General features: G+C 41.6%; 10 protein-coding genes and 2 pseudogenes. 5 read left to right on the forward strand and 7 right to left on the reverse strand.

Annotated elements, in window-relative coordinates:
- Positions 1 to 12 precede the first annotated feature (12 nt).
- A complete protein-coding gene (locus Xbud_RS14910) occupies positions 13 to 1,662 on the forward strand; it encodes an LTA synthase family protein (RefSeq protein WP_099136786.1) in 1,650 nt (549 codons plus the stop codon).
- An 81-nt stretch (positions 1,663 to 1,743) separates the two neighbouring features.
- Here the strand turns inward: Xbud_RS14910 and Xbud_RS14915 are convergent, their stop codons facing one another.
- Positions 1,744 to 2,400, reverse strand: coding sequence for a helix-turn-helix transcriptional regulator (locus Xbud_RS14915; protein WP_099136787.1), 657 nt, complete (start codon positions 2,398 to 2,400; stop codon positions 1,744 to 1,746).
- 95 nt (positions 2,401 to 2,495) lie between these two features.
- On the opposite strand from Xbud_RS14915, the gene Xbud_RS14920 reads away from it, so the two are divergent.
- On the forward strand, positions 2,496 to 3,911 hold the full coding sequence (locus tag Xbud_RS14920; protein WP_099136788.1) for an MFS transporter: 1,416 nt from the start codon (positions 2,496 to 2,498) through the stop codon (positions 3,909 to 3,911).
- A gap of 184 nt (positions 3,912 to 4,095) precedes the next feature.
- The gene (locus tag Xbud_RS14925) at positions 4,096 to 5,049 is read left to right on the forward strand and encodes an Rpn family recombination-promoting nuclease/putative transposase (RefSeq protein WP_099136789.1); all 954 of its coding nucleotides are present in this window, start codon (positions 4,096 to 4,098) and stop codon (positions 5,047 to 5,049) included.
- 81 nt (positions 5,050 to 5,130) lie between these two features.
- Here Xbud_RS14925 and Xbud_RS14930 read toward each other — a convergent pair.
- The 6 genes and pseudogenes from Xbud_RS14930 to Xbud_RS14955 all read right to left on the reverse strand — a co-directional run.
- Positions 5,131 to 5,293, reverse strand: a pseudogene (locus tag Xbud_RS14930) (ISKra4 family transposase); the annotation flags it as partial.
- Between the two features lie 234 nt (positions 5,294 to 5,527).
- Complete coding sequence (gene cml, locus Xbud_RS14935) at positions 5,528 to 6,829, reverse strand: CmlA/FloR family chloramphenicol efflux MFS transporter (protein ID WP_145956644.1); 1,302 nt, start codon at positions 6,827 to 6,829, stop codon at positions 5,528 to 5,530.
- 335 nt (positions 6,830 to 7,164) lie between these two features.
- A pseudogene (gene dinD, locus Xbud_RS14940) lies at positions 7,165 to 8,000 on the reverse strand (DNA damage-inducible protein D).
- 311 nt (positions 8,001 to 8,311) lie between these two features.
- The gene (locus Xbud_RS14945) at positions 8,312 to 8,632 is read right to left on the reverse strand and encodes a hypothetical protein (RefSeq protein ID WP_099136791.1); all 321 of its coding nucleotides are present in this window, start codon (positions 8,630 to 8,632) and stop codon (positions 8,312 to 8,314) included.
- A gap of 592 nt (positions 8,633 to 9,224) precedes the next feature.
- Positions 9,225 to 9,617 (reverse strand): hypothetical protein, encoded by a 393-nt coding sequence (locus Xbud_RS14950; protein WP_099136792.1) that lies wholly within the window; start codon positions 9,615 to 9,617, stop codon positions 9,225 to 9,227.
- Positions 9,610 to 9,846: a hypothetical protein gene (locus Xbud_RS14955; RefSeq protein WP_099136793.1), complete on the reverse strand. Its 237-nt coding sequence runs from the start codon at positions 9,844 to 9,846 to the stop codon at positions 9,610 to 9,612. The genes Xbud_RS14950 and Xbud_RS14955 overlap by 8 nt, the downstream gene beginning before the upstream one ends.
- Before the next feature lie 179 nt (positions 9,847 to 10,025).
- On the opposite strand from Xbud_RS14955, the gene Xbud_RS14960 reads away from it, so the two are divergent.
- Together Xbud_RS14960 and Xbud_RS14965 are read left to right on the forward strand one after the other, a co-directional pair.
- Positions 10,026 to 10,685, forward strand: a complete 660-nt coding sequence (locus tag Xbud_RS14960) for a methyltransferase (protein WP_099136794.1) — start codon at positions 10,026 to 10,028, stop codon at positions 10,683 to 10,685.
- 201 nt (positions 10,686 to 10,886) lie between these two features.
- Complete coding sequence (locus Xbud_RS14965) at positions 10,887 to 11,135, forward strand: transposase (protein ID WP_099136795.1); 249 nt, start codon at positions 10,887 to 10,889, stop codon at positions 11,133 to 11,135.
- Positions 11,136 to 11,149 lie beyond the last annotated feature (14 nt).

Genomic DNA, 11,149 nt, shown 5'->3' on the forward strand with positions numbered 1-11,149 from the left:
ATACAGTAGAGTATGAAGAAAAAAATAATCTCAGGGGTCTATTTGGGGATATTACTGATCGCAGCCCTGGTATTAGTATTTGAAAAAAGTGCTGATATCTACCCCGCGTTAGTTTCTGTTGGTGTATTTAGTACCCTCTTCGGACTGGTATTTCTTATTTCAGCACGTTGGTTGTTTTCCGCAGTATTTACCGGAACCCTTTTTATTATCATCAAGTTCCTTAACCAGCTAAAAATTCATTACTATAAAGACCAACTGATGTTCTCTGATTTGAATATTATGCTCGATCCTTCAAATCAGGAAACACTGCGCCACTATTGGTTAGCCGGTCTTGCGGTAGTAGCGATGCTGGTTTGGTTAATCTTCAATATGTTCCTAAGCTGGAGAAGCGCAAATCCGGTGCGAGGACTAAAATGGCGGGCGTTGAGTGTTGTATTGGTTGCTGCCGGTGTTGGGAGTGTCAATCTTACCGTCAATGCTTACCATAACGAATGGCAGGCTGAATTACCCAAAGGACGTGGAACCATGACCAATATGGTTATGTCAGCTAAAGATGTAGAGTATCAATCTCCTAAATTTGGTATATCAGCGGATTATTTTTTGCAGCAGGCGAAAAACGTCACTCTGCCTGAACCACAGTCAGATGTAAAACCGGATGTGGTTGTATTATTGCAGGAATCTACGGTTAATCCGCATATTTATCAGTTACCGACGAATACCCGGTTACCAGACCTTTTTATGTTTCAGCACGATGCGGGGGTTAGCGCGCAAAGTCCACTCCGGGTGCAAACCTTTGGTGGTGGAACATGGCTATCAGAGTTTTCTATCCTGACTGGATTAGATACTGATGACTTCGGTTCGGGTAAAAATTCTGTGTTTTATTTTGTGGTTGATCATCTGCAAAATAGCCTGTTTCGTGCCATGAAAGACAATGGCTATTACACTGTGGTACTGACGCCATTTAATAAATCTGCCTATCATGCCGGACATGCTTACCAGACACTGGGCATTGATCGCATTATCCAGCCACAAGAGTTGGGTTATCCAGCAAGTATGGATGAAAATTTGTGGCAGATCAGGACACAAGATGTATTGTCTTACGTGAAAACTATCCTGACTAAGGAGACGGATAAACCTATCTTTATTTACGCCCTGACTATGTACGAGCATGGGCCTTATGAAGAGAACCATAGCGACGATTATGGATTGACGGGCAAACTTGAAGATTCATCAGCAGTAGGAAAATTCAGCCACTATATGGAAAAGATCACGACATCGGATCCGTCTATCAAGGAATTCAGTGAATTTGTGACTAAACGAGATAAACCGACAGTTTTTCTCTCATTTGGCGATCATCAACCAAATATCCATTTTAACCAGTATTCCTCTTCACTGCCCGATCCGGCGTATCTGACCCAATTTACGATGCGGGATAATCTGCAACAAGGAGCGCCTATGACCACCGGCAAGCTGACAGATATTTCTTTTCTCGGAGGGATGATTTTGGAAAGGACTCGGCTAACAGTTCCGCCTTTCTATCAGGCTAATATAACGATGCGTCATTTATGTGGTGGTGCGCTTAATGACTGTCAGGACAAAGCGCTGGTGGAGAGCTATAAACATTATATTTACCAGCAGTTATTTGTGGCAGGTAAAGAATAACCTGGGCATAGTGTAAATATTATGCAAATAAAACCTACACGGGCTCAATTGTGTAGGTTTTATATGTAAGCTTTATCTGGCCTATTTCGATGGTGTAATGCGGTAAGCGCAGCGTCGGGCACCGTTCAGAATATATTCAGTTCTTTCCACTTGTGCTTGCAGAATTTCCCGAAACATTTTGAGTTCAGCGCGACAAAAACCCTGGCATATGCTGGCGGCAGCACAGATTGGACAGTGATTTTCAATAAACAAAACTGAATTATCTTCCTGAACGATATATTGAGCCATATAACCTTCCTGGCAGCGTATTTTAGCCAGACGCTCAATTTTTTCCTGTAATCCAGTTGCTCCTTCCATTGCGGTCTTATAATTATCAGTAACTTCTTTTTCACGAGATTTGATAATTAAATCCAAAGTTGATTCGCCCAATTGATTGCGGATAATTGTAATCATCTGGACGGTTAATTCTGCATGAGTATTGGGAAATTTAGCGTTCCCTTTGTCGGTCAGATACCAAAGCTGAATCGGACGACCGACACCCCTTATTTCTGAGTGCCCTTCAACCAGACCCTCTTTAGCCAGTTTCACAAACTGTTGGCGGGCTGCTTCTGCTGTGGTGCCTAATATCTTACCAGCATCAGCAGCTTGCATAGCGCCTCGCGTTTTTAATAGCATCAATAATCGTTCACTCACAGATTGTAGTGTTATCATGCTATTTTCCAAGTCTATGCTTGACATATTGTTGAACCTGACAGTAATTTATTTCAAGATTTATCTTGTTTAATTTAACGTAACAAATTTCACAACTCAACCTGAGTTCAGGAATAATAATCATGGTAATGACTGAGGAAAATCGCTGGAGGGATCTGTTTTCCAGTAAAAATGCACCGAGTGCGATAGCGCTTTCACTGGGTGTGGGATTGATGGCTGTAAATACTTTAATTGCGATTACGATTTTGCCTTCTGTAGTAAAGGATATCGGGGGATTGAACCTCTATGCCTGGAATACAACGCTGTTTGTTGTGGCATCTATTATCGGATCGATACTCTCAGCGAGACTACTGAGTGCATCAGGCGCAAGAAATGCTTATTTGGTTGCGGCCCTGGTTTTTTTCATCGGCAGTTTATTTTGTACTTTCGCACCTACAATGGAAATCATGCTGATTGGGAGAGCCATTCAGGGGCTTGGAGGCGGATTTCTCTTTGCACTTTCCTATTCGATGATTAATCTGGTGTTTGCACAATCGCTTTGGCCACGAGCGATGGCATTAATTTCAGGAGTATGGGGGGTGTCAACTCTAATCGGGCCAGCTATTGGCGGCATTTTTGCTGAAATGAATGTGTGGCGTTATGCGTTTGGCATTATGTTGCCTATTACTTTGTTGTACGCCTTATTCACTTATCGGATTCTTCCCCAAAAACAGGTAGAGAATACAACGAAAACAGCTTTACCCGCTGTGCAGATTGTTCTGTTATCCGCTTCTGTACTCGCAGTTTCCTCAGGAAGTTTGTCACAAGATGTGCGTATCAATATTCTTGGCATTGTTACAGCAGTAATATTGGTATCCTTATTGGTTATCTATGAACCCCGAACTTCAGCAAAATTATTTCCAAAAAATGCGTTGAGTTGGCACTCTCCCCATCTAATCTTATTCGCGACTATATCACTTTTAGTGATAGGGTTAGCGGGTGATGTTTTTGTTCCCTATTTTCTGCAAATTCTGCACGGGCAATCTCCTTTAGTTTCTGGTTATATGGTTGCCACTGCGGCAATTGGTTGGACGATTGGGGAAATGCTCAGTGCTAGTTGGCAGGGTGAGAAAATTCGCTTTGCGATTGTAAGTGGTCCTGCTTTCATGTTTATTGGTATGTTGATATTGCTTGTAATGTTGCCCTATCAGTCAGCGGGAGAGTGGCAAATAATATTACCGATAATTTTTGGCTTGGGGCTATTTGGTTTTGGTGTCGGTTTTGGTTGGCCTCATTTGTTGACCCGCATTTTGCAGGTTTCCAGTGATACTGATAAAAACATTGTCGGCTCATCTATTACTACCGTTCAGCTATTTTCCACAGCATTTGGCTCTGCATTGGCTGGTATGGTCACCAACATATTTGGATTTTATCAGCCCGGCGGTATTGAGGGCGCCGTTTCTTCTTCCCATTGGTTATTTTTACTTTTCTCTATTGCACCAATATTGGCGTTATTGACTGCATGGAAATCAGCAAGGATTACAGTAGAACAGTCGTAAAATAGGCAAATAGTATAATCTGTGCATTGGCTTTCTATAGAAAACCAATGCATAAGAAATATTTGTTATTTGCAGTATGTCAGCCATATTTATTAAATTCTGGGCCACGCATTCAAAGTGTTGTTCTTTGTATATACTCTCTATTTTCAATGCTAAGAGAAACCTCAAATGGCAACGGACGAGTATGACGAATAAAAAGACCACACCCACACCTCATGATGCGGCTTTCAAAGGGTTCATGACTCAGATTGAAAACGCCAAAGATTTTTTTGACATTCATCTGCCGGAAAAAATTAAGCAACTGTGTGACATTAGCACATTAACGTTAACCAATTCTTCATTCATTGACCGACAGTTGCGTTCGAGAATGTCGGATGTCCTCTATTCGGTGCAAACGCAACAGGGGGATGGCTATATCTATGTCCTTGTTGAACACCAGTCCACTCCAGATAAAATGATGGCGTGGCGAATGATGCATTATGCGTTTATGGCCATGAATCAGCATCTGCAACAGGGAAATAAGGAACTGCCGTTGGTTGTGCCCGTTTTGTTTTACCACGGTGATAGTAGTCCTTATCCTTTCCAGCAGACCTGGACGCAATGCTTTTCGTTGCCAGAATTGGCGGAAGAGATGTACTTTAATCCGTTTCCGTTAGTTGATGTGACCGTAATTGATGATAACGAACTGGTGAATCATCGCAAAATCGCCGTGATGGAACTGGCGATGAAGCATAAAAATTTGCGGGAGGGGTTTAAGGTCGTGACCACGCTATTGGCACAGGCCCTTAAACACAATTATAATAGTGACAATGATGTGGTTACTATCCTTAATTACCTGTTTATCACGATGGATTCACCGCATTTTGAACAGGTGATCCAGCAACTGGTTGAACAGGCAGATAGTCATCAGGAGGTGATTATGAGTATTGCTCAACGATTACAGGAAAAAGGTCGGGAAGAAGGCATTCAACAAGGCATTCAACAAGGCATTTTACAAGGCCTCCAGCAAGGTAGGGAAGAAGGTCAACGTGAGGCGCGATTAGAAATGGCGCGTAGCCTGTTAAAAAACGGTGTCAGTATCGAACTAGTTATGGAAAGTACCGGCCTGAGCCGTGACGAACTGCTCTCCCTGCAATAACCCCTCATCTTTATTCCTTTTTCGTGTTCTCTTACCCGCGTTTTTCGGAGCGGGTAAGGACTATAATAATGGTATGAATTAGGATTGAGTTTGCAGTAAGTTATGTGCACCCTGTTGGCTCCATTGCATTTGCTGCGTTTTCTTTCACCATGCGCTTTGATATCACTTCATTGATTGTGGATTCAACAAATACGGAAGAAATTGGCTCTCCGTGCCGATACATTTCGCCATAACTAGGGAGCATTTTAAATCGTATATATGGCATATCGATAATTTCAACATTGAGAATTCAGTAGTTGAAGTTTTATCGGAGGCGAAACTCGGCAGGTTTTGTTGATAACTCACACAATGTATTGCTATTTGTATTATTTGAATAATTCAATTTAAACCAACTGCTTGAAATGGAATATTATCAGGACACGCGATACGAGGCTTCAGAAAGAAATCATTCGTATCGCGGTATCCATAGATCATCCGTTTAATGATTTTGATCCAGTTGTTTGTGCCCTTCATTGTTAATAAAGCAGGACAGACAAAGCACGATTGTTGCCAGAATCAGGCAATAAGCGATAATCGGCCAGGTAGTGGCATTGGATAAAAGTGTAATGGTGAACGTCCCAACTGCTCCTAACAGTAATCCCCCTAAGCAGAAATAGAGTGCTGTAACAGTACCAGCGATATGATCGAAGCCTCGAAGGGCGCCATTAGGTGCCACAGAAGCTCCAGTAGATATACCAACACCAACAAGCCACATTGGGATGATGAAGCCAAATACCGATTCAGGTATGAGTATCTCTCCAGCAGCCAGCAGCAGTGCTCCTACTATTAGGCAGCACATTCCCATCCGTAACATATTCAGACTTCCCCACCGAACAATCAAATCTCCTGCAATTCGTGAAGTCACCATCATTGCGATAGCCACAGTTGCAAATAGCAAACTGAAGGTAAGCTGTGATAATCCTTGTCGGCCCATCATTACCCAGGGTGCAGTCGAAAAGAAAACGAAGAAGCTGCCGAAACCTGCACTGTAGCAGAGTGTGTACAGCCAGAAAGTTAGGCGTTTTACAGGAAGAAGTAGTTGCGACCACTGTAAGCTTGTCGCCCGTTGCTGCCGGGTTTCTGGACAGAGTTTCCAGGCTGTAATAACAGCGACTACCATTGCACATCCTAGTAAACCAAAGATTGCACGCCACCCCAGCCAGGTGTTAATCAGTGCTCCGAGCAAAGGGCCTACTGCCGGAACCATGGCAAGCATAGAGCCGAGCAAGCCATAGATGATATTGCTTTCCTTCCGTCCCGAATAGATGTCGCGTACAGCCGCAAACATGGCTACGAGACATGCCGAAGCCCCAAAGGCTTGAATAACTCGGAGGCCCAAAAAAACTTCTGGTGATAAAGTTATGGCAAGGCCGAATGAAGCAACGATGTAAGCAATTCCACCACTAAGCAAAACAGGACGACGGCCGAACCGATCTGACAGCGGGCCAAATAGAAGCTGACCGACTCCTATTAGAACCAGGTATACCGTCAACGTTAGCTGGATCGTTCCTGTTTCGGCACCGAGTACATCGGCCATGAGAGGAACGACGGGCAGATACATATCCATACCCAGTGATGCCAGTAAATCGAATGGGGATAACAATAATATTGTGGCGGTAAGAGAATATCGCCAGGAAAAATTTTTTGAGTACACGAATCCATCTCCTAAAGTTAAGGAATTGACGGCGTGCTCATAGAATTGAGTGGTTCCTGAGAACGCCGCAACAACCGAAAAAACTATGGTTGCTGCGGCTTATCTATCTGTTTTGCGCTTCTTGAGAGTGCTCATATGTGGGTTATCCTGTAGTGAATTTGTATCGTAAGATCTTCATGCTGAGATGCAAAGAGTCTTAAATTACGGATGATACTCTATAGATAATTATTCAACATTTCTAACCATTTTGGCTTGATTGGAGAATTTATTTATTGAGTAGATAGTTTGAAGTCCCGCCATTACTGGGTTTGTTCTATTCAATATTTTCTAGGAATATACCCTTGGGTACACGCTAAATCGAGGTGTACCACTGGGATGATTGAAATGTGTGCAATCATGAAAGTCACATATTAGCGATGTGATTACTTTTTGAGTTTTTTCTTTGCTATCGTTTCTAATTGTTTGATGCTTTTCTCTGGTGATGGTAAATCCTCTGGCATTGTTCCACCCAACTCTTGGATCGTATCTCTTACTTTTCTTCCAACGTCAAAATGAGTCTGGTTTGCTTGTGTTTTGCTTTTTACGTTATCTCGTCTCAGCTTTTCCTCGGCTTGGGTTGCTCTAAACAAGTTAGCAGCAAGCTCTGTTGACCCCATGTGATCTAATATTCGCTGTGATTTTTTTAAGCTTTTTCGCTGGTGGTTCGCTGGTGGATTGCTTTCTGGTCTAGTCCACCGTATAAACCTTGGTAGCCGTGATTTTGGAAAATGGCAAAATCAATATTTGTTTCTACGCCTGCTCGCTGGGCTGTTTCAACTAACTGCTTGTTATGCTCTTTTAGCTCATTGCGCAGGAATAGCCGCTTTTCATCTTCTCGTAGTCTTTTAAATGTTGCATCATCTGCTAGCTCTTGCCGTCTAGTTTGAATCGCAAAATATGTCTGCCCTGCCGCTATCACTGGCTTGCTAGGATCGCCATTTTGTACAACGAGGTAGCAGGCATAGCGAGACAGTATTACATCCTTTAATTTTCTTTGTGCACCTGAGCCAATATTGACCATATCGAGGACATCCTCGAAATGGTCTTCAATATTGTGTCCGCTATGGGAGCAGGCCTCTTTAGCTCGTTCTAAAACAGGCGTGAAGTGACGGTACTCTTAATATTCAAGAAGCTTAGAAAGCTCTCTAGCCGACCAGAATTCGATACCAGATTCATCAATTCTTTTTATTTCTTCAAATGGCTGGTGGTGTTGCTCCATGTATCGAACCTCTCATATTTGTTAGTGGTATAGATTGATAATACGGATAGCTTACCTTTAGTGTAATTCAAATACTGTTATGCCATCCAAGAATAACCCTCTCCGTAATCTCACCGTGGCTATCGAACTACCGGAAAATCCTCGGTAGTTGAACCTCCGCATTATTTTGTTACCTTTCACTTTATTAATCATTTCCTTTGTCGTCATCTGATATCCCCACAATCAATGAAGTGAAGTCAATACACTAAACGTCCTGAGCTAATGACTGACGACGAATATCGCATTCAGTGAGATGAAATAGGTTGGTACGTTTAACGCTCTGAGCTATAGAGGTCGCGACGTATTGCGTCGGAACCTATTGAGATGACAGCCAACTGATAGCCCCGCCAGTAAGAAGCCTTTCCCGTAACAGTGATCACCTGACCTTTCTGTAACAGCATCACCGACAGCGCCATTTCATCAAAGCCCACGACACGCAGCGGGTAATCACTGCGCTTATCGCTCTGTACCTGCATGGTAGCGACTGCCATTACTTTCCCTGTCTGGCACTTGATGCGCTTGGGGGCAACGGTTATCTTTCCTGTGACCGTGGCTGCTGTAGCTTGTGAATTCTTTTGCTTTCTTCGTGCCATTTTCCACCACCTATAGATGATCTTGTTTTTTCTTCATGATGAAAATCAGTCAGTTAAATCACTGCGAACGTAATACGTATGGAGTCACTCAGTTACATTCAGCAAAAGGTATTGCGGAAATCACAATACCCAAGGTGGAATATCACACCTTAAAGATGGTCACGATTTTGACCATGTTGTTTTATAAGGATTTTACTATGACGGCTTAAACTCAAGCCCACCTGCGTTGTGATTTTCACAATAGAGACTTAGCAAATTTATTCGAAAATCACGCCCTAACGAAAAAAACACGAAATAACTGTACCATCTGTACCACTTGGAATATTTTACTTTTATATCAATCAATTAAGGTGGTACAGATACGAAAAATAACTGTCAATAACTGTGCCATATCTGTACCACGCTCACGGAAGCAATAACCAGTGGCAACCGTGGTGATCTTCATCATAGTTGGATAACTCGTTGATTTATCCGAGGTCCTCACTTTGGTTCTCAGAGAATACCTCTATGGTTACTTTATGTGCTGGACAAACACAATAAATGCATTGTGTTTCAACGTATTGCTTGGACATAAGGGGCTGGACAAAGCGACTTAACCCCTTGTTTCTGCCTCACTCTTTTGTGCTCCTCTTAAAGAGGTGTGCAAAGTTTGTGAGTCAATATCATTTATGCACAAAGTCATTTGCGAGTAACTATCAGTTACGTTCAAAGTTCGATTATCGGATATTGAATTTTGCATCGACGTTTTTCGTCGGCACAAATATTCATCATTTTGCATACCGATATTTTCAGTGCTCAAACTGAACCTCTTAAAGAGGGGCAGTTCTTGCTCTATGCAACGAGGTAACCAACCGACAATAAGTCTGGTGGTTAAAATACAAGCAGACTGCATATTTGCAGCTTGATTTAATATCAATGAGTTATCGTCAAAGTGGGCATTCCCACTTAAATGGGCTTTCAAATCCCAATTGGCGCGATCAGCCAAAAATTTGTCCTATTGGAACTGAGCCAAAGTGAGGACCTCGACTACAGGTTGGTATATTAAACTTACAAAGCTGCTTTAACCTACCTAACGAGGAAGAGCCTCCCATAACAAAATCTGTAATAGCGGCAATTAGCAGCATATTGATAGACTTGGTGGCAGCAATATCCCAAAAGACAGGCTTAGCCACAGAAACAGTAATGTGCAGAGATTGCAAACAAATTTCCAGCATTATTCCCACCATTATGAAATGAAACTGTTTTGACTTATACAGATCTCTATTAGTCATTAGTTTTTATTATAATGAAGTGATAAACACCAATCTTTGTATGGTGGAGCATGTGAAATAAAAAACTCTCGACTGTATCTATTCTTAATAATTGAAAATAATCTTAACAAAAAGAGCTTACTATGAATAAGAATAGCAAAAATTATATAAAATGGTGGTTGGAGCAGGAAAGATTAAGAATGAATAATGGAATCCCTGTGAAAATATCACTGGCAGGGATTAATTTATCTGTTATTCCTCAAGCATTTCTTCCATCCCCATTACAAACGCATTCTACACCATTACTTATAAAAAATATTAGGCATCATAATTTTATGGGGAAAAAAGTTCTTGATATAGGAACTGGTAGTGGTGTTCTTGCCATTTATTCTGCCCTAAATGGTGCATCTTTGATAATAGCAACAGATGTCGATGACCATATATTATATCATGCCAAAAATAATGCTTATCTGAATAAGATTACTGACATCCATTTTATGAATAGTAATCTCTTTGAGTCTGTCGAAGGTAAATATGATTATATATTTGCTAATGGGCCAATTTCTCCTGAGTTTTGGTCAGAAAAAAGCCTTTCAGGGCATACCATATCAAGTTACGGAGAAACTCTTCTTAGCCAGTATCGTAACTATCTGACAGATGAAGGGGTAATGTTTATGACCTTCGCAGAATTTGGCCCAATGAAGGCATTCTACAAAACATTTCAAAAGTATTCCGTTTTGTACAAAGAAAAAAGAGAGAAAAAATTTGGGATATGGTGGAGTTTTCATGAAATAAAAAAATAAAGGTCATTAACCGCTTCTATAAAAAATGTTGTCTTAACATAATATTATCCCAAAGCGATAAAAACTTGGCTTCCATATTATCTTTCCTTTCTTAAACAGAGTTCAGGTTGATTAGGATTTTCGGCTCACGGAGACTGTTGTGCTTTAATAAATTCGGACACTTTGGTAAAGGAATAGAATGACTTTAATTAAGGTGTCTTTATGAAACGAAAATCACCCCAAAAATTTACCGATAACTTTAAAAGAGAAGCGGTCAATCTGGTTGTTGAACAGGGCTATACAGTCCCACAGGCAACTGAAACCTTAGGTATTCCAACAAAACTCCTGTATACGTGGCGGAAACATTATGTTGAGCAATCTAAACTCGGTGCTTTAACCCCCGATGAGCGACAGGAGTTGTTGCAGCTTCGTAAAGAAAATAAACAGCTGAAAATGGAGAAGGAGATCTGAAAGAAGGCGAGCGC

Origin of the sequence: Xenorhabdus budapestensis, from assembly GCF_002632465.1 — a bacterium.
GTDB classification, from domain to species: Bacteria; Pseudomonadota; Gammaproteobacteria; order Enterobacterales; family Enterobacteriaceae; genus Xenorhabdus; species Xenorhabdus budapestensis.